Origin of the sequence: Nocardia sp. XZ_19_369 (assembly GCF_015355715.1) — a bacterium.
Lineage (GTDB): Bacteria > Actinomycetota > Actinomycetes > Mycobacteriales > Mycobacteriaceae > Nocardia.
The window spans coordinates 12,777-35,453 of sequence record NZ_JACVED010000012.1 but is presented as its reverse complement, the minus strand read 5'-3'; the positions used below and the strand labels follow the sequence as shown (position 1 = coordinate 35,453).

Annotated in this window: 22 protein-coding genes; 8 read left to right on the top strand and 14 right to left on the bottom strand. The window is 67.5% G+C overall.

Features of this window, described 5'->3' with window-relative positions:
• Nucleotides 1-129: 129 nt before the first annotated feature.
• Nucleotides 130-879, top strand: a complete 750-nt coding sequence (locus IBX18_RS36370; RefSeq protein WP_194837991.1) for a serine protease — start codon at nucleotides 130-132, stop codon at nucleotides 877-879.
• Between the two features lie 49 nt (nucleotides 880-928).
• Here IBX18_RS36370 and IBX18_RS36365 read toward each other — a convergent pair whose 3' ends face one another.
• The 9 genes from IBX18_RS36365 to IBX18_RS36325 all read right to left on the bottom strand — a co-directional run bounded on the left by IBX18_RS36365 (nucleotide 929) and on the right by IBX18_RS36325 (nucleotide 10,174).
• Nucleotides 929-1,414 (bottom strand): hypothetical protein, encoded by a 486-nt coding sequence (locus tag IBX18_RS36365; protein ID WP_194837990.1) that lies wholly within the window; start codon nucleotides 1,412-1,414, stop codon nucleotides 929-931.
• Between the two features lie 70 nt (nucleotides 1,415-1,484).
• The gene (locus IBX18_RS36360) at nucleotides 1,485-2,546 is read right to left on the bottom strand and encodes a ferrochelatase (protein ID WP_194837989.1); all 1,062 of its coding nucleotides are present in this window, start codon (nucleotides 2,544-2,546) and stop codon (nucleotides 1,485-1,487) included.
• A 17-nt stretch (nucleotides 2,547-2,563) separates the two neighbouring features.
• A complete protein-coding gene (inhA, locus tag IBX18_RS36355) occupies nucleotides 2,564-3,400 on the bottom strand; it encodes an NADH-dependent enoyl-ACP reductase InhA (RefSeq protein ID WP_147142381.1) in 837 nt (278 codons plus the stop codon).
• Between the two features lie 76 nt (nucleotides 3,401-3,476).
• The gene (gene fabG1 / locus IBX18_RS36350; protein WP_135231926.1) at nucleotides 3,477-4,193 is read right to left on the bottom strand and encodes a 3-oxoacyl-ACP reductase FabG1; all 717 of its coding nucleotides are present in this window, start codon (nucleotides 4,191-4,193) and stop codon (nucleotides 3,477-3,479) included.
• A gap of 288 nt (nucleotides 4,194-4,481) precedes the next feature.
• A complete protein-coding gene (locus IBX18_RS36345; RefSeq protein ID WP_147142384.1) occupies nucleotides 4,482-5,483 on the bottom strand; it encodes a VWA domain-containing protein in 1,002 nt (333 codons plus the stop codon).
• On the bottom strand, nucleotides 5,480-6,436 hold the full coding sequence (locus IBX18_RS36340; protein ID WP_194837988.1) for a DUF58 domain-containing protein: 957 nt from the start codon (nucleotides 6,434-6,436) through the stop codon (nucleotides 5,480-5,482). Before IBX18_RS36340 ends, IBX18_RS36345 begins: the two co-directional genes overlap by 4 nt.
• A gap of 26 nt (nucleotides 6,437-6,462) precedes the next feature.
• The gene (locus tag IBX18_RS36335) at nucleotides 6,463-7,752 is read right to left on the bottom strand and encodes a MoxR family ATPase (protein ID WP_228542373.1); all 1,290 of its coding nucleotides are present in this window, start codon (nucleotides 7,750-7,752) and stop codon (nucleotides 6,463-6,465) included.
• A gap of 127 nt (nucleotides 7,753-7,879) precedes the next feature.
• The gene (locus tag IBX18_RS36330; RefSeq protein WP_194837987.1) at nucleotides 7,880-9,295 is read right to left on the bottom strand and encodes an NlpC/P60 family protein; all 1,416 of its coding nucleotides are present in this window, start codon (nucleotides 9,293-9,295) and stop codon (nucleotides 7,880-7,882) included.
• A 315-nt stretch (nucleotides 9,296-9,610) separates the two neighbouring features.
• On the bottom strand, nucleotides 9,611-10,174 hold the full coding sequence (locus tag IBX18_RS36325; RefSeq protein ID WP_147132007.1) for a DUF6676 family protein: 564 nt from the start codon (nucleotides 10,172-10,174) through the stop codon (nucleotides 9,611-9,613).
• A 368-nt stretch (nucleotides 10,175-10,542) separates the two neighbouring features.
• On the opposite strand from IBX18_RS36325, the gene IBX18_RS36320 reads away from it, so the two are divergent.
• Both IBX18_RS36320 and IBX18_RS36315 read left to right on the top strand, forming a co-directional pair.
• Nucleotides 10,543-13,362 carry an aconitate hydratase gene (locus tag IBX18_RS36320; protein ID WP_194837986.1) on the top strand — a complete coding sequence of 940 codons (2,820 nt, stop codon included), beginning with the start codon at nucleotides 10,543-10,545 and terminating at the stop codon, nucleotides 13,360-13,362.
• Between the two features lie 87 nt (nucleotides 13,363-13,449).
• The gene (locus IBX18_RS36315; protein WP_147132001.1) at nucleotides 13,450-14,016 is read left to right on the top strand and encodes a TetR/AcrR family transcriptional regulator; all 567 of its coding nucleotides are present in this window, start codon (nucleotides 13,450-13,452) and stop codon (nucleotides 14,014-14,016) included.
• Nucleotides 14,017-14,112: 96 nt separating this feature from the next.
• Here IBX18_RS36315 and IBX18_RS36310 read toward each other — a convergent pair whose 3' ends face one another.
• Together IBX18_RS36310 and IBX18_RS36305 are read right to left on the bottom strand one after the other, a co-directional pair.
• A complete protein-coding gene (locus IBX18_RS36310; RefSeq protein WP_194837985.1) occupies nucleotides 14,113-15,606 on the bottom strand; it encodes an amidohydrolase family protein in 1,494 nt (497 codons plus the stop codon).
• A 144-nt stretch (nucleotides 15,607-15,750) separates the two neighbouring features.
• On the bottom strand, nucleotides 15,751-16,314 hold the full coding sequence (locus IBX18_RS36305) for a MarR family winged helix-turn-helix transcriptional regulator (RefSeq protein WP_228542349.1): 564 nt from the start codon (nucleotides 16,312-16,314) through the stop codon (nucleotides 15,751-15,753).
• A 110-nt stretch (nucleotides 16,315-16,424) separates the two neighbouring features.
• On the opposite strand from IBX18_RS36305, the gene IBX18_RS36300 reads away from it, so the two are divergent.
• The 4 genes from IBX18_RS36300 (at nucleotide 16,425) to IBX18_RS36285 (ending at nucleotide 19,209) form a co-directional block, all read left to right on the top strand.
• Nucleotides 16,425-16,922: a cupin domain-containing protein gene (locus IBX18_RS36300; RefSeq protein ID WP_194838166.1), complete on the top strand. Its 498-nt coding sequence runs from the start codon at nucleotides 16,425-16,427 to the stop codon at nucleotides 16,920-16,922.
• Nucleotides 16,923-17,001: 79 nt separating this feature from the next.
• Nucleotides 17,002-17,418, top strand: a complete 417-nt coding sequence (locus IBX18_RS36295) for a thioesterase family protein (RefSeq protein WP_194837984.1) — start codon at nucleotides 17,002-17,004, stop codon at nucleotides 17,416-17,418.
• A 271-nt stretch (nucleotides 17,419-17,689) separates the two neighbouring features.
• Nucleotides 17,690-18,235, top strand: coding sequence for a hypothetical protein (locus IBX18_RS36290; RefSeq protein WP_194837983.1), 546 nt, complete (start codon nucleotides 17,690-17,692; stop codon nucleotides 18,233-18,235).
• An 11-nt stretch (nucleotides 18,236-18,246) separates the two neighbouring features.
• Nucleotides 18,247-19,209 carry a hypothetical protein gene (locus IBX18_RS36285; protein WP_194837982.1) on the top strand — a complete coding sequence of 321 codons (963 nt, stop codon included), beginning with the start codon at nucleotides 18,247-18,249 and terminating at the stop codon, nucleotides 19,207-19,209.
• On the opposite strand, the gene IBX18_RS36280 is transcribed toward IBX18_RS36285, so the two are convergent.
• The 3 genes from IBX18_RS36280 to IBX18_RS36270 form a co-directional block, all read right to left on the bottom strand.
• Entirely contained in the window at nucleotides 19,203-19,748 is a 546-nt protein-coding gene (locus tag IBX18_RS36280) for a dihydrofolate reductase family protein (RefSeq protein ID WP_194837981.1), read from the bottom strand. The genes IBX18_RS36285 and IBX18_RS36280 overlap by 7 nt on opposite strands.
• Nucleotides 19,749-19,780: 32 nt before the next feature.
• The gene (locus IBX18_RS36275; RefSeq protein ID WP_040736162.1) at nucleotides 19,781-20,014 is read right to left on the bottom strand and encodes a helix-turn-helix domain-containing protein; all 234 of its coding nucleotides are present in this window, start codon (nucleotides 20,012-20,014) and stop codon (nucleotides 19,781-19,783) included.
• Between the two features lie 80 nt (nucleotides 20,015-20,094).
• A complete protein-coding gene (locus IBX18_RS36270; RefSeq protein WP_194837980.1) occupies nucleotides 20,095-21,726 on the bottom strand; it encodes an ABC-F family ATP-binding cassette domain-containing protein in 1,632 nt (543 codons plus the stop codon).
• A 163-nt stretch (nucleotides 21,727-21,889) separates the two neighbouring features.
• Between IBX18_RS36270 and IBX18_RS36265 the strand changes: the two genes are divergently transcribed.
• Nucleotides 21,890-22,654 (top strand): SDR family oxidoreductase, encoded by a 765-nt coding sequence (locus tag IBX18_RS36265; RefSeq protein WP_107657835.1) that lies wholly within the window; start codon nucleotides 21,890-21,892, stop codon nucleotides 22,652-22,654.
• Nucleotides 22,655-22,677 lie beyond the last annotated feature (23 nt).

The following is a 22,677-nucleotide window of genomic DNA, read 5'->3' as shown; positions in this document are numbered from 1 at the left end:
GTCAGCTCGATACCCAGCGCCGACTAGGTAACACCGCCCTACCCGGCCGCGACCTGGGGACACGACCGCGACCATCCAGCTTCTGGTTGAATGGGCCGACCATCCGATCCCTCCAGCAGGAGGTATGACATGGACCTTCGCCATCGTGGCGCTGCGGCACTCACAGCCGCGTTGATCGCCCTCGGGCTACCAGGGGCACCTGCGTCTGCGATTGTCGGCGGCGCGGAAACCGAAGCGAGCGACTATCCGTGGCTCGCCGCTGTCGGCAGTCCGTTGTTTCTCACGCGCCCCTCCGGGCAGTTCTGCGGCGGTGCGCTCATCGCGCCGGATCAACTCCTCACCGCGGCGCACTGTGTCGCGCTGGCCGAGCAGGTCCCCCAAGCCCTCACCGTCACCTTCGGACGCACCGAGCTGCGCGAGTCGACGGGAGTCACGGTGCACGTCAAGGACATTCGCGTGCACCCCGACTTCCACGACTCCGATGTCGACGGCGAGACCGTTCATCACAACGATCTCGCCATCCTCACCCTCGACCGTCCCCAACCCGGACCGATGCTGGAAGTCGCCGTCCCCCAATCGAACTCCGGCACCATCCTCGGATGGGGCGCCACGTCCGAAGCCGACGAATCCAACACCCACCTCCGCACCGCGACCGTCCCGCTCGTGCCGGACGCCGAATGCGCCGCGGCCTACGGCACCGCGTTCGATCCGCGCGACATGCTGTGCGCCGGTTCGACCGTGGCCGATACGGGTCAATACGACAGTGGCGGGCCACTTCTCGTGGACGGCCGCCTGGTCGGGCTCACCTCGTGGGGCAAGGGTGCCGCGCGTCCGGGTTTCCCCGGCGTGTACACCAAGCTGTCCGCCGTACTGTTCTGATCGCCGGAAGCCGCTGCACGACTACGCTTGCGCCTCGCCCCCACGCGGCTCAGTGCTGATACGGCTGCTGCGGCGGGTACTGCTGCTGCACCGGATACGGCTGCTGCGGCGTGTACGGCTGCTGCTGCGGATACTGCTGCCCCGGGTAGGGCTGCTGGTACTGCTGTTGCTGCCCGGGATAGGGCTGCTGTCCCTGATACTGCTGCTGCGGCGAATACTGCTGCTGCGCTGGATATTGCTGTCCGCCATACGGCTGCTGTGGCGGATACGGCTGCCCGCCGTTGCCCTGCTGCGGCAGCTGTCCCTGGCCGTTCTGGTTGTTCTTCTTACGGGCCGACAGCCAGATGATGAGCCCGATACCGACTACCACCAGCCCGAAGCACACCAGGCCCACTACCCACGAGCCGCCCCCCTTGCTACGGCTACCCCGGCGCCTGGCCTCACTGGTTTCCAGGGCGGCCGTCCAGACGTTCTGGTCGGACCACACCTGCGGATCCAGCAATCCGGTGTTGGTCAACATTTCGGTATAGATCATCGAATTCATTCCTTGCACCCCGCTTCGGCTTCTCCGAAGGCGAATGCATGCTATCGCAACCCGATTGGAGTTACCTTTCGGCCACAACTCGGCGCTGCGGCGCACAGCAACCGACCGCACAGGGCGTGCCGTTCAGGGTGCAGCCGAAACCGGAAACCTCGCCGAGGTGCCGGGCAGCGGTGTCGTTGAGCTGCTCGTCGATCAGTTCGACGACCAGCGCGGCGAAGCGCGGATCGGTGCCGGGAGTGGCGGCGCGGGCGAAGGCCATGCCGAGTTCGGCGGCTTTCTCCTTGGCCTCGTTGTCCAGATCCCAGATCACCTCGAGATGATCGGAGACGAAGCCGACCGGGCAGACGACGACCGACTCGACATTCTTGGCCGCCAGATCGTCCAGGTGATCAACGATGTCGGGCTCGAGCCACGGCACCTGCGGCGGGCCGGACCTGGACTGCCAGACCACGTCGTAATCCGTGAAACCGGTTGCGGCGGCGGCCAAGCGGGCGGCCTCGGCGACCTGACGGCTGTACAGGTGACCACCGTCGGCGGGCGGACCCGCGGCCGTATCGGCGGAGAGCGGAATGGAGTGCGCGGTGAAGACCAACCGCGCGCCATCCCGGCGATCGGCCGGAAGTCCTTGCTGCGCAGCGCGAATGGCGTCGGCGAAGGCCTCGATCAGCAACGGATGATCGAAATACTGGCGCACCTTGACCAGGTCCGGCGCACCGTCACCGAAAGCGGTTCGCGCCCTGACGATGTCCTCGTGGTACTGCAGGCACCCGGAGTAGCCGCCCCACGCCGAGGTGGGGAACACCAGCGCGGAGCGGACACCGTCGGCGGCCATCCGCGCGACGGTGTCCTCCACCATCGGAGCCCAATTGCGATTGCCGAAATACACCGGGAGATCGATACCGGCCGTGACCAATTCGGCCTCGACCGCCGCGATGATGTCCCGGTTCAGCGCGTTGATCGGCGAGACACCGCCGAAGTGCAGGTAGTGCTGGGCGACCTCTTCGAGACGTTCGCGCGGCACGCCGCGATCCCGAGTGACGTTCTCCAGGAACGGCATCACGTCCTCGGGCCGTTCCGGGCCACCGAAGGACAGCAGCAGAAGTGCGTCGACAGCCCGGACCACAATGCCTCCTCGGCGGCTCAGTTGATCGACATGCCCTCGGGGAACCAGGTGTTGTGGCTGGCTCCACCGTCGACGTAGATGATCGACGCGGTCGTCCCGGGCAGCCAGTCCGACAGCAGCGCGACGATCGACTTCGCGACCACCGTCGGGTCGTCGACGTCCCAGCCGATCGGCGAGGCGCCGTCCCAGTACTGGTTGAGCTGATTCAGCTTGGCCGCGTCGTCGGTGGCGGTGCCCGCGATGGCCTTGGCGGCCAGCGTCTTGATCGGGCCCGCGGCGATCAGGTTCGAGCGAATCTTCTTGGCGGCGCCCACTTCGCGCGCCACGTACCGGTTGACCGACTCGAGCGCGGCCTTGGCCACACCCATCCAGTTGTAGTACGGCATCGCCGTGCGCGGATCGAAGTCCATGCCGACGATCGAGCCGCGCTCGTTCATCACCGGCAGCACCGCGCGGGCCAGCGACGCGTAGCTCCAGGCCGAGATCTCGAAGGCCTTGGCCGCGTCCGGGCCCGGGCCGTCGAGGAACGGACGCGCCTCCGGGCCCATCAGGGTGCGCGGCGCGAACGCGATCGAGTGCAGCACGCCGTCGATGCCCTCGGGCGCCAGCTCACGCACCTTGTCCGCCAGCTCGCCGAGGTTCTCCTCGTTGGTGACGTCGAGCGGGATGGCCGGGGGGACCTCTTGCGGCAGCCGCTTGGCGATCCGATCGATCAGCCGCAGCCGCTCCGGAATGCCGGTGATGATCACCTTCGCGCCCTGCTCCTGCGCGACGGCGGCCGCGTGGAACGCGATCGACGAGTCGGTGATGATGCCGGTGACCAGAATGGTCTTGCCTTCGAGCAGTCCGCCCATGTGTTTTCGGTTCTCCTGGAGTCGTGTGTGGATTGCTTGCGGCCGTCGAGGTTTCGCAGGCCGCCGTGGCGTCAGGTCAGTGGCCCATGCCCATGCCGCCGTCGACCGGGATGATCGCGCCGGACACGTAGCGGGAGTCCTCGGAGGCCAGGAAGCTGACCACGGCCGCAACGTCTTCCGGCTGGCCGAGGCGCTGCAGCGGGATGAACTTCTTGGCGGTGTCCCGCAGATCCTGCGGCAGGTCCGCGGTCATATCCGTCTCGATGAAGCCGGGCGCGACGACATTCGCGGTGATGGAGCGCGAACCGAGCTCACGGGTGATCGAGCGCGCCAGACCGATGACACCGGCCTTGGACGAGGCGTAGTTGATCTGGCCGGGGCCGCCGCCGAGGCCGACCACCGAGCCGAGGAAGATCATCCGGCCCCAGCGCGCCCGCAGCATCGCGCGGTTGGCCCGCTTGGCGCAACGGAACGCGCCTGTCAGGTTCGCGTCGATGACCTTGGTGAACTGCTCCTCGGTCATCCGCATCAGCAGCGTGTCATCGGTGATGCCGGCATTCGCGACGAGCACCTCGACCGGACCCTGCTTCTCCTCGATCTCGGTGAACGCGGCATCGACCGAAGCACTGTCGGTCACATCGCATTTCACGCCGAACAACCCGTCCGGCACCCCCGATCCGCGATGCGTGACAGCCACCTTGTGACCGTCGGCGACCAAGCGTTGTGCGACTGCGAGACCGATGCCACGGTTACCGCCCGTCACCAGGACGGACCGCGGTGTGATGTTGGACATGGGCAACAACCTACCTGGTCGGATCAGACGGTTACGACCCGCCCGGCCACCGTCCCGGGCCGCACAGACGAGTGATGCCGACACCAGGAATGGTGCCGGCATCGCCGGGTATCGCTGAACACACCCGGCCGCCGCCGGACCCACCGGTGGTCAGCAGCTGGGGCACCACGACGACACCGTCGCGGTGAATCCCAGTGCGGGAACAGCTTCGCCCGGGCGAGACGACACGGACGACCATGCCGCACGTCGCTAAAAGCTGATGTGCCAGCGGGACTGGGCGCTTCGCTGCTACGGCAGACGCTGGCGATACAGCAGCCCGATGATCACACCTGCGGACGTGATCAGCAGCCCGAGCAGCAACCACGGCCTGCTCGCATCGCCCCTGGTGAGTTCGAAGCCGATCTGCTGTTCGAGGGTGTCGTACACCTTGCTCAGTTCCTGCAGGGTGGACGCGGAGTAGAACTCGCCGCCGGACAACCGCGCGATCTCCCGCATCGCCTCGTCGTCGACTTCCACCTTCACCTTGTCGGTGCCGCCGCCTTCCCTTGGAATCTCGACGACACCCCACTTGGTGCCGTACGAGATCGTCGAGATCGGGACGTTCTTGTTCTTGGCCAGTCGCGCGGCGACGAACTCGTGCCGCGGATTGTCCATGTCCTCGTAGGCGGGGACGGTCTGCTTGCCGTCCGACATCAGCACGATCCGTGCCGGCGGCGGTTCGGCGGCGCCGCCGAGCACCGAGGCGAGGGTATCGATCGCGTTGAGTGCGGTGATGATTCCCTCACCGGTGGCCGTGCGCTCGGCGAGCTTCACGTTGTCGATCGCCGCCTTGACGGACTCGTGGTTGGTCGTCGGCGTCACCATCACCGAGGCCGTGCCCGCGAAGGTGATGAACCCGATGTTGAGGCCCTCCGGCAGGCCGTCCACGAACTCCTTGCCCGCCTTCTTCGCGACCTCGATCCGGCTCGGCGGCACATCGGTCGCCTCCATCGATAGCGACACGTCCATCACCAACATGACGGTCGCCCGGTTGCGCGCCACCTTCTTCACCGCGGTCGGCCCCGCCGCCGCGATCGTCAAGAACACCAGTCCGATCACCATGAGCGCGATCGGCACATGCCGGAACAGGCTCGGTCGCGTCGGCGCGACCTTCTCCAGCAGTTCCATGTTGCTGAACTGCAGCATGTGCTTGTGCTTGCTGCGCTGAACCAGCACATAGCCCAGCGCGATCAACGCGATAACGGCCAGAAAGCCGAGCCACAGCGATGCGGTGAAATGCGAAATACTCACTGGCGTGGCACCCGCCCGGTCGGGGCGCCGAAGCTGTGGCGCCGGGTGGACACGAACCGGACCACGTCGGAGATCCAGTCCCGGTCGGTCTGCAGGGTGAGCACGGGCGCGCCGCAACTGCGCAACGCCTGTTCGACCTGATCCCGGTGCCGCTGCGCGGCGGCCGCGAAATCGGCACGCAGCGTGGGCGTCACGCTGAATTCGCGGGTGCGCCCGGTCTCCGGGTCGTGCAGGACGACGTCGCCGACGTCGGGCAGCGAGAGATCGCGCGGGTCGAGCACCTCCACCGCGAGCAGGTCGTGCCGCGCCGAGATGGCGCGCAGCGAACGCTGCCAGTCGATGTCACCAAGGAAGTCGCTGATGATGACCGCCAGTCCACGTTTGCGCTGCGGGCGGCGCAGCGATTCGATGCCGCCGCGCAGATCACCGCGCACGCCGTCGCGGGCGTGCGGGGTGGTCGCGATGCTGCGCAGCAGCGACTGGGCGTGCACCCGTCCGCTGCGCGCGGGCACCCGCACCAGTTCCTCGCCGGTCGCCACGACGGCGCCGATCCGGTTGCCGCCGCCGCTGGTGAGGTGGGTGATGGCGGCCGCGGCGGCGATCGCCAGGTCGCGCTTCTGGCAGTAGGCGGTACCGAAGTCGAGGCTGGCCGACAGGTCGACGACCATCCAGGTTTCCAGCTCCCGGTCGGCGATGGTCTGGCGCACGTGCGGATGGGTGGTGCGGGCGGTGACCGACCAATCCATCTGCCGCACATCGTCACCCGGCTGATAGGTGCGGGCCTCGCCCGGCTCGGAACCGGGGCCGGGGATCAGGCCGAGGTGATCGCCGTGCAGCACGCCGTCGAGCCTGCGGCGCACCGTGAGCTCGAGCGTTTTCAGCGCCGCGGCCAAGCGCGGATCGGTCAGCTCGCCCGCGTGGAACGAAGGCGGAGCGTGCGGAGACCTGGACACTGCTGGAGACGGTTCCGGCGCCGCGGTCACTTGTTCTGAACGTTGCCGGCGGGCTGGGACTGCTGCCCGTTCGGCGGCTGCGGCACGGGCTGCGGGACGCTCTGCTGCTGCGGGTGCTGAGCGGGCTGCGGCGCGTTCTGCTGCGAAACCTGTTGCGGCGCACCGACGGCGGGCGCGGCGGACGCACCCGGTGCAACAGCCTGCGGGGCGACCTGCGGCATGCCGACGGTCTGCAGCACCCGCTTGATCACTTCCTCCGGGCTGATCTCGTCGGCCAGCGCGTCGTAGGACAGCACGAGCCGGTGCCGCAGCACGTCCGGGATCACCTCGACCACGTCCTGGGGCACCACGTAGTCGCGGCCGCGGATCAACGCGACGGCGCGGGCCGCGGCGATGATGCCGAGGCTGGCGCGCGGGGAGGCGCCGTAGGCGATCCAGCTGGCCACGTCCTGCATGCCGAAGTCGGCGGGCTTGCGGGTCGCCGCGATCACCCGGACCACGTAGTCGACCAGCGCGTGGTGCACGAAGGTGCTGGCCGCGACCTGCTGCAGCCGGACGACCTCCTCCGGGGTCAGGATGCGCGTCGCCTCCGGCGGGGTGACACCCATCCGGTAGATGATCTCGCGCTCCTCCTCGACCGAGGGGTAGTCGACGACGACCTTGAACAGGAAGCGGTCGCGCTGCGCCTCGGGCAGCGGGTACACGCCCTCGCTCTCGATCGGGTTCTGCGTCGCCATCACCAGGAACGGGTTCGGCATCGGGTAGGTCTTGCCACCGATCGACACGTGCCGCTCGGCCATCACCTCGAGCAAGGCCGACTGCACCTTCGCGGGCGCGCGGTTGATCTCGTCGGCGAGCACGAAGTTCGCGACGACCGGGCCGAGCTCGGTGTCGAATTCCTCGCGGCCCTGCCGGTAGATACGGGTACCGATGAGGTCGGTGGGCACCAGGTCCGGGGTGAACTGCACCCGGGAGAACGAGCCGCCGATGACCTTGGCGAAGGTCTCCACGGCCAGCGTCTTCGCGATGCCCGGCACACCTTCGAGCAGCACATGACCACGCGCGAGCACGCCGACGAGCAGCCGTTCGACCAGGCGATCCTGGCCGACGATAACCCGCTTGACCTCGTATATCGCCTTCTCCAGCGTCTGGACGTCACGCTCCAGGGTGCTCGGCTGGGACGCAGGCGCATCTTTCGCCAAATTCGCCCCGCTCACAGCTTCGGCTCGCTGGCGCTCGCCTCCGCTGTACGCGGGACGCGCTGCACCTTCGGTTCGCTCGCTGCGCTCGCTCACCCCGTCTGTCGAAGCCACCAACATCCCCGCTTTCGCCTTGGTCCTGTGCGTGCTGCCACAACTATTCCAGGTAATGGCCGTATGTGCCGCAACCGGACCCGACATGAAGGGAATTCAAAGCTTTCGATGTCCGATTCACCGCGACGCGTCAGCCGACGATACGCACCGCGTACGGCATGATCCCACCTTCGCGGACCGACGTCACCCGGACGACGGACCCCGATTCCGGCGCCTCGATCATCTGCCCGTCGCCGAGATACAGCGCGACGTGCTGGCTGCCGTTGGGCCCCCAGAACAGCATGTCGCCGCGGGCGCGCTGGTCCACCGGCACCCGGGTGCCCATGTTGTATTGGTAGCCGCTGTAGTGCGGCAGCGAAACCCCGATTCCGGCGAAGGCATAGATCATCAGACCGGAGCAGTCGAAGCCGACCTTGTTGTAGTCGCCGTAGCTGTCGGCGACGCCGCCGTCGCGGATGCCGAGCGTCGGACCGTCCTCGTCGCCGCCGCCCCAGGCGTAGATGACGCCGAGCTGGGACATGGCGCGGTCGACCACCGTCTCGATCGCCGCGGAGCCGCCGATGGACGGCAAGCTCGGACGCGGGGTGCTCTGGCGCGGTCGCGGTGAATTCTCGAGCTGGGTGTGCGGGCGTTTCCCCTCGCCGAGTTGGCCGGCGCGCCCCTGGGCGTTCTGGTCGGCGGCGGCGCGAGCCGCGGCTGCCGCGGCGGCGGCGCGCACGGCGGCTTCCTCGGCCCTGCGCTGCTGGTCCCACGTCAGATAGGCCTCGCGCTGGCCTTCCAGTCCGGCGACGTGCTGGCGCGCGAAGTCCAAGCGGCCCTGCGCATCCTGGCGCTGGCGTAACAGGTTGTCGCGCTGCACGGTCTGCTGGTCCAGCGCGGCCTTGGCGGCGGCGACGGCATGCTCGGCGTCGATCTTGGCCTGCTCGGCGGCCGCGGCGGCGGCATCGGCCGCCGACTTCGCTTGGCGCGCACTGGAATTCTTGTTGCCCTGGTCGACCTGGGCGCGGCGTAGGCCGTCGAGCACCTGCTGCTGGTTTTTCGAGACCAGGGCTAGTAGTTGGGCCTGGTCCAGGGCGGCAGCGGGGGTGGCCGCGGCTAGGTAGACGACCATCGATTCGGCGGCCGGGCGGGTGTAGGCCTGGGCGGCGAACTGGTCGAAGTTGCGCCGGGCGGCACCGACTCGCGTTCCGGCATCGGCCAATTCACGCTCGGTCTGCACGACGAAGGCGGCGGCCGCGTCGGCGGCGTCGCGCGCGTTCTGCAGATCGACGAGGGCCTTGTTCACCTCTTCGCGCTTGCGGGCGACCTCGCCGTCGAGCTGCTGCAGCTGCTGGTCGACCACCGCGACCTGATTGATCAGCGCACCGACCTCGGTCACGCCCGCGTCGACTTGTGCTCCGGCATCGGCGATCTCGCCGTCACTCGGGTTCGGCGGGGCGGGCGGCACCGCGACCGCGGGACCGGCCAGGAGCAGGGCGGTGGTCATCAGCAACCCCAGAGCGATCACCAGTGGACGCCGATAGGCCACCTCGCGGTGATTGCGCATCGCACCTCCCAAGGACCCGACTCCGGCAACGCTCGTGAGCATCGACCGGACCAGCGGCCCCGTGCCCGCAGACTCGCAAGCGCTCTAACACGGGCGATGGTCGGCAGATAACCCCTGACAACCCTTCTTCCCCATCAGCAACTACACGACCGTACGACACTTCCGTCACCAAGGGAACTCCAGCCACAGAATGTCAGGCGGGTAATTTTTCCTTTGCCTGGAATTAGCCGGATATGGCAAAGGTTTCCGGCCGGTAGAACATACCGGTCGTCAGGGAAAGTAGCTGGTTCGAAACCAGCTATGCGGTAGGGGTCCCTAGCGCGGGTCGGCGCCGGAAACGTCCACCGGCGTGGCGGGTTCGCCGCGCCGACGCGACTTCACGAAGTAGAGCCCGGCCACGACGGCAGCGGTGCCGACGAGCAACACACCGGTGATCGCGGTATAGGACACGCTCTCCGGCTGCTCCAGCTTGTCCACGAAAAGCCGTGCGGCTTCGGCGGAGTGCGCGCCACCCTTGAACTTCGCGGTGTCCTCGGCCCACTCCAGGCGGACCCGGGAGATGGTGTCGCTGTAGGTGCCCACCCAGTCGTCGCTCAGCACCACCACAGTGCCGTGCTGGGTCTTGCCGACCTCGGTGGCCAGGTCCCGTAGGCTCGAATCGTGGCCTGGATTACCGGGAACGACCACGATGCTCAGCGCGATGCCGTCCGCCCGCGCGTCGGCGGCGACCGCGGCCAACTCCGTCTGATCCTTGCCGTCCACCGTGGCGACGTGGTTGTCGGCCAGGTCGGCATTGATGGTGGTGACGGTGTCCTCGGTGATATTCGGCGGCAGGCCGGCGGCCATGGGTGTGAAAACCGAGGTGTGCGAGACGGTCATCTTCCATCCGGTCTGTCGAGCCGCATCGGCATCCGAAGCGACGTGCATCCAACACTGCAAGGTGAGCTCAACGCCACCCGGCTGGCTCCGAAAGCACAGTACGCGACGGAGAGTCGGAGCACGCGCACACGGCACGCGACGCGCCCCGGTGTGGATCGCCGTCGGCGGTGGCGTCCGGTACCCCAGCCGCCCCCGTGCGCCTCACAGGACAAGCGTACTGTTAAGGTCATAGCGCGAGGAACCGGCGCCCTCCGGCGCTGGAGCACCTGCAAAGACCATCCGTAGCGACTGCTTGCAGGTCGCTCGAAAAAACCAGCCGTTGGCACAGCCCCGCCGACGGCCAACCCTCACAGACGAGTGGAGCTGACGTGACGACAAGTATCGATACTTTCGGCGCCAAGGGCACCCTCGAGGTCGGAAGCAACTCCTACGAGATCTTCCGCCTCTCCGCCGTGCCCGGCACCGAGAAACTCCCCTACGCACTCAAGGTCCTCGCGGAGAACCTGCTCCGCACCGAGGACGGCGCGAACATCACCGCCGATCACATTCGCGCCATCGCGGACTGGGATCCGTCGGCCCAGCCGAGCATCGAGATCCAGTTCACCCCGGCCCGGGTGATCATGCAGGACTTCACCGGCGTGCCCTGCATCGTCGACCTCGCCACCATGCGCGAGGCCGTGGCCACCCTCGGCGGCGACCCGAACAAGGTCAACCCGCTGGCGCCCGCCGAGATGGTCATCGACCACTCGGTGATCATCGACGTGTTCGGCCGCGCCGACGCGCTCGAGCGCAACGTCGACATCGAATACTCCCGCAACCGTGAGCGTTACCAGTTCCTGCGCTGGGGCCAGGGCGCGTTCGACGACTTCAAGGTCGTCCCCCCGGGCACCGGCATCGTGCACCAGGTCAACATCGAGCACCTGGCCCGCACCGTGATGGTCCGCAACGGCCAGGCCTACCCGGACACCTGCGTCGGCACCGACTCGCACACCACGATGGTCAACGGCCTCGGCGTATTGGGTTGGGGCGTCGGCGGTATCGAGGCCGAGGCGGCCATGCTCGGCCAGCCCGTCTCCATGCTGATCCCGCGCGTCGTCGGCTTCAAGCTGACCGGTGAGATCAAGCCCGGTGTCACCGCCACCGACGTGGTGCTCACCGTCACCGACATGCTGCGCAAGCACGGCGTGGTCGGCAAGTTCGTCGAGTTCTACGGCAAGGGCGTCGCCGAGGTGCCGCTGGCGAACCGCGCCACCCTGGGCAACATGAGCCCCGAATTCGGTTCCACCGCAGCGATCTTCCCGATCGACGAGGTGACCATCGACTACCTGCGCCTGACCGGCCGCACCGACGATCAGCTCGCGCTGGTCGAGGCGTACGCCAAGGAACAGGGCATGTGGCACGACGCCGAGCACGAGCCGGTGTACTCGGAGTACATGGAGCTCGACCTGGGCGACGTGGTGCCCTCCATCGCGGGCCCGAAGCGCCCGCAGGACCGAATCCTGTTGTCGGAGTCCAAGACCGCGTTCCGCAAGGACATCCACAACTACACCAGCGACGCGGAGGGCAGCCCCGCCGCCGCCACCCCGCACACGCACCTGGACGAGGCCATCGAGGAGTCCTTCCCGGCCAGCGATCCGGCCGTGCTGTCCTTCGCCGACGACGACGCGGTGCTGGTCCCGTCCGCCGCGAACGGCGCCGTCGGCCGGCCGAGCAAGCCGGTCAAGGTGTCCTCGGAGGAGTACGGCGACTTCGTGCTCGACCACGGCGCCGTGGTGGTCGCCTCGATCACCTCCTGCACCAACACCTCCAACCCGTCGGTCATGCTCGGCGCCGCGCTACTCGCGCGCAACGCCGTCGAGAAGGGCCTGACCTCCAAGCCGTGGGTCAAGACCTCCATGGCGCCGGGTTCGCAGGTCGTCAACGACTACTACAACAAGGCAGGCCTGTGGCCCTACCTGGAGAAGCTCGGCTTCTTCCTGGTCGGCTACGGCTGCGCCACCTGCATCGGCAACACCGGCCCGCTGCCGGAGGCCGTGTCGAAGGCGATCAACGACCACGACCTGTCGGTCACCGCGGTGCTCTCCGGCAACCGCAACTTCGAAGGCCGCATCTCCCCCGACGTGAAGATGAACTACCTGGCCTCCCCGCCGCTGGTCATCGCCTACGCGCTCGCCGGAACGATGGACTTCGACTTCGAGACCGACCCGCTGGGCCAGGACTCCGACGGCAACGACGTCTTCCTGAAGGACATCTGGCCGTCGCCGAAGGAGATCGAGGAGACCATCGGCTCCGCGATCAGCCAGGACATGTTCATCAAGTCCTACGCCGACGTGTTCAAGGGCGACGAGCGCTGGCGTGGACTGGAGACCCCCGAGGGCAAGACCTTCGCCTGGGATCCGCAGTCCACCTACGTGCGCAAGCCCCCGTACTTCGACGGCATGCCGCAGAACCCGGAGCCGGTCACCGACATCAAGGGCGCGCGAGTGCTTGCCTACCTGGGCGATTCGGTCACCACCGACCACATCTCCCCCGCGGGCAACATCAAGCCGGGCACCCCGGCCGCGCAGTACCTGGAGTCCAACGGCGTCGAGCGCAAGGACTACAACTCCTACGGCTCGCGTCGCGGTAACCACGAGGTGATGATTCGCGGCACCTTCGCCAACATCCGGCTGCGCAACCAGCTCCTCGACGACGTCTCGGGCGGTTACACCCGCGACTTCACCCAGGACGGCGCCCCGCAGGCCTTCATCTACGACGCCTCGCAGAACTACCAGGCCGCGGGCATCCCGCTGGTCGTGCTCGGCGGCAAGGAGTACGGCTCGGGGTCCTCGCGCGACTGGGCGGCCAAGGGCACCTCGCTGCTCGGCGTGAAGGCCGTCATCACCGAGTCCTTCGAGCGCATCCACCGCTCGAACCTCATCGGCATGGGCGTCATCCCGCTGCAGTTCCCGGCCGGCGAGTCGGCCGCGTCGCTGAAGCTGGACGGCACCGAGACCTTCGACATCGAGGGCATCACCAAGCTGAACGAGGGTGCGACTCCGAAGACCCTGAAGGTCACCGCCACCAAGGAGAACGGTGAGAAGATCACCTTCGACGCGGTGGTGCGGATCGACACCCCCGGTGAGGCCGATTACTACCGCAACGGCGGCATCCTGCAGTACGTGCTGCGCAACATGATTCGCGGCTGATCACGCACTCGCCGTTAGTCGAGAGTCCGCGCACCGCGTTTTCGCGGTGCGCGGACTTCTCACACCTCTTGGAGGAGCACGTCCGCTATGCCCAAAGTCAGTGATGATCACCTCGCCGCCCGGCGCAGCCAGATTCTCGACGGGGCGCGGCGATGCTTTGCCGAATACGGGTACGAGGGCGCCACGGTGCGCCGCCTCGAGGAAGAGATCGGCCTGTCCCGCGGCGCGATCTTCCACCACTTCCGGGACAAGGACGCACTGTTCCTCGCGCTGGCGCAGGAAGACGCCGAGCGGATGGCCGACGTGGCGGCCAACCAGGGCATCGTCGGCGTCATGCGCGACATGCTCGCCCACCCCGAGCAATTCAATTGGCTCGGCACCCGTCTGGAGATCGCGCGCCGCTTGCGCACCGATCCCGAATTCCGCGCAGGCTGGACGCAGCGCTCCGCCGAACTCACCGCCGCGACGCTCGCCCGACTGGAACGCCGCAAAGCAGCGGGCGCCCTACGCGACGACGTCCCCACCGATGTCCTGCTCGGCTACCTCGACCTGGTTTTGGACGGCCTCATCGCCCGCATCGCCTCCGGGCACACCAACGAAAACCTCACTGCGGTATTGGATCTCGTCGAAGCCTCGGTGCGTCGACGGGACTGAGCGCCGGCTGCGGACGGCGGCGCATGCGGAACCGCGCCGATGCCGCTGCGTCGAAGTCCGGACATCCGGGGGCTGGATGGGGCTTCGACACAGGGCCTAGCCGCAACACGAGCCGAATCCCAGACCACCGGTCGGCAGCGCCGGATACTCGATCTGCGCGGCCGCCTCGACCTCCCGCAGAATGCGTTCCCGGTTTGCCGGATCCAGATATCGACCCCGGCAGACCACCGCGTGGATCCGCCGGGTATTGCCGATATCGGCGAGTGGATCACTGTCCAGGACAACAAGATCCGCGTGCTTGCCCACTTCGACGGTGCCACTGACCGCGTCCAGCCCGGCACATCGTGCGGCGTTGCGGGTGGCGGACTGCAGCGCCTGCATCGGCGAAAGCCCCGCCCGCACCAAGGATTCCAACTCCTCGTGCAGCGAAAAGCCGGGGAACACAAAGGGATTGCCCGCGTCGGTGCCCGCGACGATGCCGACGCCCGCAGCGTTCATCGCGCCGAGCAGTTCGAGCCGCGAGTCGAAGTTGCGTCGCAGCATGGTGACCTCTGCGGCGTCGGGCTCGGGGCCGGTCCGTTGCTGCCAGAACTGGCGCACGAAGTCAGGCAGGTAGCGCAACCGCTCGTCGTCCGGACGCCCGGGCGCCACACCGGTCGCCAAGCGTTCCAGGACGACCAAGGTCGGCGATTGCCAGACACCGCGCCGGATCATCAGATCGAACAACGCCGCGGCGACTTCGGGACTGTGCGAGTCCGCCGCCGCGCGTTCCATGCGGGCCCGATCCGCTCGCTGCGTATTCGGATCCACCGGTCCGGCATTGATCTCCGCGTAGAACTCGGGTGTCCGCGAAGAGGTGGACAACAGCATGCCGTACAGGTGCTCGATGGTGTGCTGCCCGAGCTCGACGGCCTCGGCCACCGGGATGCGGTGCGGCACGTGTCCGGCGAAAGGCAAGCCGGCCCTGCGTGACTCGTCCGCGATGGCCGTGAATGTTTCGCGGGTCAGCAGCGAGTAGACCTTCACGAAGTCGGCACCCTCGTGCTTGCTCCGCCGGACGGCCGCCCGCGCTTCGGCTTCGGTCGACACCACCGTCGAACCGGGCCAGATGCCGGGCGGTCCGTCGATGATGCTGCTCGCCAGGACGATTCGCGGGCCGAGCACCGTGCCCTGTTCGATGCGCCGCCGCAGGTCGTGTATCTCGGGAAAGCCCCACATCTCCCGGATACCGGTGACGCCGTGCACGACGTGCAGTGGCGGAAAGGTGCTCTCCGCCTGCGCCATATGGGTGTGCATGTCCCACAGGCCGGGGATGACGAACTTGCCCGTCAGGTCCAGTGTGCGCACCGCAGGCAGCCGTGGCAGGTCCGGATACCGGCCCACCGCGAGGATCCGATCCGCGGCGAGCACGATCGTCGTGTCTGGCCGCGGCGGTGACCCGGTTCCGTCGATGACCGTCGCCCCGGAAAGCACCGTGATCGGCTCGGGCGCGCCGGGATCGGCGCCGGCGGCGGCTTGCGCGAGCAGTCCACCCGCCACCGCTCCCGCCGCGCCCTTGACCAGCCAGGACAAAAACTCCGCGCGATCCATGTCCGGTATCACCGCGTCCCACCTTCCGGTGTCAGTTCACCCCCGGCCGACCGCGCAGGCGGACCGGCCGCTCACGCCAAGACTAACGACCCGAAGTGGGCAGTGGACGAAAAACGTTGCCGCAGGGCACCTTCGACTCGACGGCTACTCCCCCGGCTCCAGACTGCCGAGCAGTGCACGAGCGATGCGGTCGAGTTCGTGGCGGTCGTGCGCGGACAGCACGGACAGCATGCGGGTTTCGTTTTCGGTGTGGGCGGTGACGACCTTGTCGACGAGCTTGCGGCCGTCGTCGGTCAGGGCGACGCGCACGGCGCGACGGTCGGCGGGGTCGGCGATGCGGCGGACCAGACCCGCGGATTCGAGCCGGTCGAGGCGGCCGGTCATGCCCGCTCGGGAGAGCATCAGCGTGTCGGCGAGCACGGACGGGTTGAGCTCGAACGGTTCGCCGGAACGGCGCAGGGCGGCGAGCACGTCGAACTCGCCGCGCTGCAAGCCGTGTGCGGTGAAGACCTCTTCGATCACCCGTTGCGCAACGACGAGCAGCCTGCCGAGGCGGCCGACGATCGCCATGGCCTCCAGCTCCAAGTCGGGTCGTTCGCGCCGCCACTGCGCGACGATCGCGTCGACGGGATCGTCCATCACGTCACGGCCTTTGCCGGTCGAGGCCTGCCGAACAGAGGCCGGTGCGGTCTCGGGTGCGTCAGCCATGTGCGTGCGAAATCAGTTGTCGCGTCTCCACCATGGACAGGATTCTATTCGCTGATATATAGTTCGGTAGCGAATTATCAATCAACGAACTACCTGGAGATCCAGTGAGCATCACCGCGCCTCGCACCGACGCCGCCATCCGTCAGCCTCAGGACGCCGAGACTCTCAGCACCGACGCGGTCACCGTGCGGCTACTGCTCGACTCCGCCGACACCGACGGCACACTGAGCACCCTCGAAGTCACCATGCAGCCCGGCGCCGACGGCGCGGCACCGCACTACCACACCAGTTCCGACGAACTGTTCTACGTCGCGGACGGCGAACTGCAACTGCTGGCCGGCGACCGGATCGTCACCGTCGGCGCGGGCGGCTCGATCGTGGTGCCGAAGTTCATGCCGCACGCCTTCGGCGCCACGCCCGACAGCTCCGCGCGCATCATGATCGCGCTGCTGCCCGGCGTGCAGCGCTTCGAATACTTCCGACTGCTCGACCGCATCGCCAAGGGCGAATCCACCCTGGCCGATCTCGCCGCGGCGCAGGAGGAATTCGACAACCACTTCGTCGACGCGCCGAACTGGTGGGCCGAGCGCAACGCCAACCGCCGCTGAGGGTCGTGCACAATCCGACTGTGACCAACCCGTCGATGCAGGTCGGAACAACCCCGGCCGCACAGGAGGTTCGCAGGAGATGACCTTTTCCGTCCCGATCGTCGTCCGCGGTTACGAACTCGACACGCAAGGCCACCTGAACCAGGCTGTCTATCTGCAATACGCCGAGCACGCGCGCTGGGAGCTCATGCGGGCGGCGGGCGCACCGCAGGAAAAGCTCGTCGCCAGCGGCGTCGGACCGGTCGTGCTGGAAACCACCATCAAGTATCTGCGCGAGCTGCGCGGCGGCGACGAGGTGACCGTTTCGGTCGACTTCGAATGGCTGACCGGCAAGACGTTTGTGTTCCGGCACGAGATCCGCAAACTCGACGGCACCGTCGCGGCCGAGATATCGACGATTACCGGCCTGCTCGACCTCACCGCCCGTAAGCTCGTCGCCGCGCCGGGCGAACGCTTCGCGGAGCTGGCCGAGCGGCCCGACCTGCTCGGACTTTGAATCGGCAAGTGCAGATGCACAGCCGCCAACCCTGAGCAATATATGGCTCAATTTTTCCATCCGGAAATAGCTCACCGGTTGCGCTCTCGCCATGTCCGGAGCACCGAAAATCTTTCGGCGCTAGCGCATCCTGGTTCGAAATTCGGTTTGCCACCGGCCGTGAAATCTCTCGAACCGATCCGATCCGGCCGAGCTGCGCGTTATGATCCAAGTCACGCTCGGGGGTCGTGGCAAATCGCGAGCAGATCGGATTCAGATCGGAGAATGAGCTATGACCGACGCACTCCGCCTTCCCGGAACCGCGCCGAAGAGTGACCGCGTTGCTCCGCTGCGGGGTGTGCTGGTCGCGGAGTCGGACCGAGATATCACCGTCCGGGTACCCGAGGGAACGTGGACTTTCCGTCGGTCCGATGTCGTTCGCGTGCTCGATTCGCCGCTGACCGACGGACTCTCCTGCGTGCCCGATGGCATCACGACGTTGCCCGACGGCACCGCACCCCGGACCGGCAGAGTCAGCGCGGCCGGCGACGTCGGTGCCGTGCGCGTCGGCCGCCAGGTGGTGGTGGACATCCGCGCCGGTGCGACCGCCGATTTCACCCGCAAGATGCGCATCGACCTCATCGATCGGCCGATGACCATCCCGGAGACACCTTCCCCGGCGCGCGGCGACGAAGAATTGCGGCAGCTCACCGAGCGTTGGGCCGAGCGCCTGAACATCGCCGACCTCACCGGCGCGCACGGCGCCACCTACACCTACTGTCAGACCAAGTCGTTCGCGACCAGCGACGATGGCATCAACTGCGACAGTCTCGACTGAGCGGTGCGCGCATGACGGCACGCCGGGCGAGCTCGGTCCTCGTAGTGTCGGAATCCGACGACCTGCACGCCACCGCCATGGCGGCGACGCTGCGAGAGCATCACGCGCTCAGCGCGATTCACCTCGACCTGCGCGACTTCCCGCGGGAGTCGGGCAGTTTCCGGTTGGATCGGCTCGGCACCGCACGCTCGCTCTCGCATCTCATCGGACTCGACGACGTGCGCTCGGTCTGGTGGCGCCGCCCGCATCCGTGCCAGGTGCCCGGCGGGGTCCGCGCCACCGACGACGAGTTCCGCCAGGCCGAATGCGACAGCTTCATCCAGGGCATGCTCTGGTCCATTCCGGCCAACTGGATCAACGACCCCGGCGCCGACCGCACCGCGGCCCGCAAGATCGTGCAGCTGGAGACGGCGCTGCGGGCCGGGTTCGCGGTGCCGGAGACGCTGATCACCAACGATCCGGACGAGGCCCGCAGTTTCGCCGAATCCCGGCCCGGCCCAGTCATTTACAAGCGCACCGGGACCAGCCGCGCCGAGTTCGCCGAGACCAGGATCATCACCGAGGCCGACTACGGCAGGCTCGCGGGCATCCGCGCCGCGCCGACCACCTTCCAGGATTACATCGACGCCGAATGCGATCTGCGGGTCGTCTGGGTGGACGGCGTCGAATGGACGGTGCGCATCGACTCGCAGGCCGGTGTCGGCCGGGTCGATTCCCGCCTGGACACCTCGGTCGACTTCGTGCCCGAGCATCTGCCCGCGTCGGTGAGTAAATCGCTTGCCACGCTGATGGGTGCGCTCGGATTGTCCTTCGGCGTCTTGGACATTCGGCTCGGCCTCGACGGCGAGTACTACTTCCTCGAGGTCAACCCGCAGGGCCAGTTCGCGTACCTGGAGATCAAGACCGGCCTGCCCATTTTCCGCAGTCTGGCCAACCTGCTCGTCGACGGCGACGGCTCGGTCAGCGGCTACTGACGGCGGTGGGCTTGCAGCACCACACCCGAGGTGCGGAACGGAACCACCTCCGCCAGCTGTAGCCGCTGCGCCGGCATCTCGTCGAACAGCCGTTGGCTTGCGCCGAGCAGCACCGGAAACACCAGCAGCCGAAGCTCATCCACCGCGTCGAGACGCAGGAACTCCTGTGCGGTCCGGGCACCAGCGAACACGACGAGTGGCTTGCCCGGCTCGCTCTTCAGCTCGGCGATCTCGGCGGCGAGATCCGCGCCGATCCGGCGCGCGGGCTGCCACGGCAGGTCCGGGTCCGGCCGGGTGGACAGCACGATCTTCGGCAGCGCGTTGACCAGTGGTGCCAGCAGCGCGTCGCCTGGTGTGGCCGGATCCTGTTGCGCGCCCGGCCAATACTGGGCGAGCAGCGCGTAGGAGGCACGGCCGAAGATCTGGGCGTCCACCGCACCGAGCAGCTCGGCGAGGTACGCGTCCAGCTCGGGGTCGTCGACCTCGATCCAGTCCAGCGCACCGGGGCAAACGAACTCATCGGTTCGGTCGAAAAACATACCGGCCGAACCGGTTTCGAGTTCTGCGGACGCTACTGGCTCTTACGGCGGTTCGCACCGCCGCGGCTGCGGAGCTGCACATGCGACTCCACCAGCACATTGTGGATGAAGCCGTAGGAGCGACCGGTCGCTCGCGCCAGCGAGCGAATGCTCGCCCCTGCCTCGTACTGCTTCTTCAACTGGGTCTGTAGGCGGTCCCGGGACTTCCCCGTGACGCGTGTTCCCTTACCCAGGGTGGCTTTGACTTGCGTTGGCCTGTCGCTCATGGCTTCCTCCGAGTCGCCGAGCAGCTCTTTCCAGGCTAAGCACTCGAGGGTCCGTGATCAACGGATTCTTGTGATGAAAGTCACGCAAGCTGAATAAGTTCCAAATATTCGGCGGACCAATGGTCTTCCGTACCGTCCGGTAGCAAAATCACGCGCTCCGGCGACAGCGCTTCCGCGGCGCCCGGGTCGTGCGTCACCAGGACGACCGCGCCCGCGTAAGTGCGCAGCGCGTCGAGTACTTGCTCGCGCGAAACGGGATCCAAGTTGTTGGTCGGCTCGTCGAGCAGCAGCACGTTGGCGGCCGAGGAGACCAGCCCGGCCAGCGCGAGACGAGTCTTCTCACCACCGGACAACGTGCCCGCAGGCTGATCCAACTGGGGACCGGTGAACATGAACGCGCCGAGCAGACTGCGCAGGTTCTGCTCCCCCGCGTCCGGCGCGGCGTGCCGGATGTTCTCCCACACCGTGGCTTGGTCGTCGAGGGTGTCGTGCTCCTGGGCGAAGTAACCGACCTTGAGGCCGTGGCCGGGCACCAGGTTGCCCGCGGTCGGTTGTTCGACCCCGGCGAGCATGCGCAGCAGCGTGGTCTTGCCAGCGCCGTTGAGGCCGAGCACCACGACCCGGCTGCCGCGGTCGATCGCGAGGTCGACGCCGGTGAAGATCTCCAGCGAGCCGTAGACCTTGGTCAGGTTCTCCGCCATCAGCGGCGTCTTGCCGCACGGGGCGGGTTCGGGGAACTTGATCCTGGCCACCTTGTCGGCCACGCGCACGTCGTCCAGCTCGGCGATCAACCGGTCGGCGCGCTTGGCCATGTTCTGTGCCGCAGTGGCTTTCGTGGCCTTGGCACCGAGCTTGGCGGCCTGCACGCGCAGCGCGCTCGCCTTCTTCTCGGCATTGGCGCGTTCGCGACGGCGGCGCTGTTCGTCGGTGGCGCGGGCGTCCAGGTACTTCTGCCAGCTCATGTTGTAGACGTCGGCCTCGCCGCGCACCGCGTCCAGGAACCACACCTTGTTCACCACGTCGCCGAGCAGTTCCACATCGTGGCTGATCACGATCAGGCCGCCGTCGTGGTTCTGCAGGAAACCGCGCAGCCAGGTGATCGAGTCGGCGTCGAGGTGGTTGGTCGGCTCGTCGAGCAGCAGGATGGTGTCGGAGCGCCCGCCGCTGCCGTCGGAGGCGGCGAACAGGATGCGCGCCAACTCGATTCGCCGACGCTGACCGCCGGACAGGGTGCGCAGCGCCTGGGCGAGCACCCGATCGGGCAGGCCGAGGCTGTTGCAGATGCGGGCGGCGTCGCTCTCGGCGACATAGCCGCCGAGCGCGGAGAAACGCTCCTCCAGGCGGCCATACTTGCGGACCGCCTTGTCGCGCTCGGCCTCGTCGGCCACCTCGGCCATCAGCGCCTGCTGCTTCTCCATGTCGCGGATCAGCGTGTCCAGGCCGCGGGCCGAGAGCACCCGGTCGCGGGCCAGGATGTCGAGGTTGCCCTCCTTCGGATCCTGCGGCAGGTAGCCGACATCGCTGGAGCGCAAGATCTTTCCGGCATACGGCTCGCCCTCGCCCGCCAGGATGCGCAGCGTGGTGGTCTTGCCAGCACCGTTGCGCCCGACCAGTCCGATCCGGTCGCCGGACTGCACCCGCAGGGCCGGTCCGGGGGCCGACAGCAGGGTGCGGACTCCGGCCCGGACCTCCAGGTCGGTCGCGGTGATCACAGATTTCTCCTCGCGGATCAGTGGTGCTGGGCGGTAAGTACTCGATTGTGCGACGCCGATACACACAAGAACCACCGATTTTACCTGGGTTCCGGCACCGCTCTTACCCGCGACGACTCGGGTGTGACGGCCGTAACTGAACCGCCGAGTAACCTGCCGTGGCATGAGTAACGATCTTTTGGGCAAAAGCGCTCTGGTGAGCGGGGCAAGTCGGGGTATCGGTAAGGCCGTCGCGGCGGAGCTGCTGAGCCGCGGCGCGAACGTACTGATCACCGCGCGCAAGCAGGACCCGCTGGACGAGACCGCCGCCGAGCTGCGAGCCCTCGGCCACCAGGGTGAGGTCGTCGCGCTGGCGGGCAACTCCGGACATGCCGAAGACCGCGCGGCGGCCATCGACCGGTTGATGGCCGAGTTCGGTTCGGTCGACATCCTGATCAACAACACCGGCATCAACCCCGTGTTCGGGTCGCTGATGGAGGCCGACCTGGATGCGGTGCGCAAGATCTTCGATGTGAACGTCGTCGCGGCGCTCGGCTACATCCAGCAGGCGTTCAAGGCGTGGATGGGTGAGCACGGCGGCGCGGTGGTCAACGTCGCCAGCGTCGCGGGCATCCGCTCGTCCGGCGTGATCGCCGCGTACGGCGCGTCGAAGGCGGCGCTCATCCGGCTCACCGACGAACTCGCCTGGCAGCTCGGGCCGAAGATCCGGGTGAACGCGGTCGCACCGGGCGTGATCAAGACGAAGTTCGCCGACGCGCTGTACGCCGAGGACGAGGAGCGGGCGGCCAGCGTCTACCCGATGAAGCGGCTCGGTACGCCGGAGGATGTGGCGCGGCTGATCGGGTTCCTGGTCTCGGACGAGGCGGCGTGGATCACCGGGGAGACCGTGCGAGTGGACGGCGGATTGCTGTCCACCGGCGGCATCTGAGCGTCCCGAAGGGCCGATAGCAG

Bases quoted from the DNA above. Each gene is read 5' to 3' on its own strand.
- IBX18_RS36370 (WP_194837991.1), top strand. From the start codon at position 130: ATGGACCTTCGCCATCGTGGCGCTGCGGCACTCACAGCCGCGTTGATC.
- IBX18_RS36365 (WP_194837990.1), bottom strand. From the start codon at position 1,414: ATGATCTATACCGAAATGTTGACCAACACCGGATTGCTGGATCCGCAG.
- inhA (WP_147142381.1), bottom strand. From the start codon at position 3,400: ATGGGCGGACTGCTCGAAGGCAAGACCATTCTGGTCACCGGCATCATC.
- fabG1 (WP_135231926.1), bottom strand. From the start codon at position 4,193: ATGTCCAACATCACACCGCGGTCCGTCCTGGTGACGGGCGGTAACCGT.
- IBX18_RS36330 (WP_194837987.1), bottom strand. From the start codon at position 9,295: ATGCGCAATCACCGCGAGGTGGCCTATCGGCGTCCACTGGTGATCGCT.
- IBX18_RS36325 (WP_147132007.1), bottom strand. From the start codon at position 10,174: ATGACCGTCTCGCACACCTCGGTTTTCACACCCATGGCCGCCGGCCTG.
- IBX18_RS36315 (WP_147132001.1), top strand. From the start codon at position 13,450: ATGCCCAAAGTCAGTGATGATCACCTCGCCGCCCGGCGCAGCCAGATT.
- IBX18_RS36310 (WP_194837985.1), bottom strand. From the start codon at position 15,606: ATGGATCGCGCGGAGTTTTTGTCCTGGCTGGTCAAGGGCGCGGCGGGA.
- IBX18_RS36305 (WP_228542349.1), bottom strand. From the start codon at position 16,314: ATGGCTGACGCACCCGAGACCGCACCGGCCTCTGTTCGGCAGGCCTCG.
- IBX18_RS36295 (WP_194837984.1), top strand. From the start codon at position 17,002: ATGACCTTTTCCGTCCCGATCGTCGTCCGCGGTTACGAACTCGACACG.
- IBX18_RS36290 (WP_194837983.1), top strand. From the start codon at position 17,690: ATGACCGACGCACTCCGCCTTCCCGGAACCGCGCCGAAGAGTGACCGC.
- IBX18_RS36285 (WP_194837982.1), top strand. From the start codon at position 18,247: ATGACGGCACGCCGGGCGAGCTCGGTCCTCGTAGTGTCGGAATCCGAC.
- IBX18_RS36280 (WP_194837981.1), bottom strand. From the start codon at position 19,748: ATGTTTTTCGACCGAACCGATGAGTTCGTTTGCCCCGGTGCGCTGGAC.
- IBX18_RS36275 (WP_040736162.1), bottom strand. From the start codon at position 20,014: ATGAGCGACAGGCCAACGCAAGTCAAAGCCACCCTGGGTAAGGGAACA.
- IBX18_RS36265 (WP_107657835.1), top strand. From the start codon at position 21,890: ATGAGTAACGATCTTTTGGGCAAAAGCGCTCTGGTGAGCGGGGCAAGT.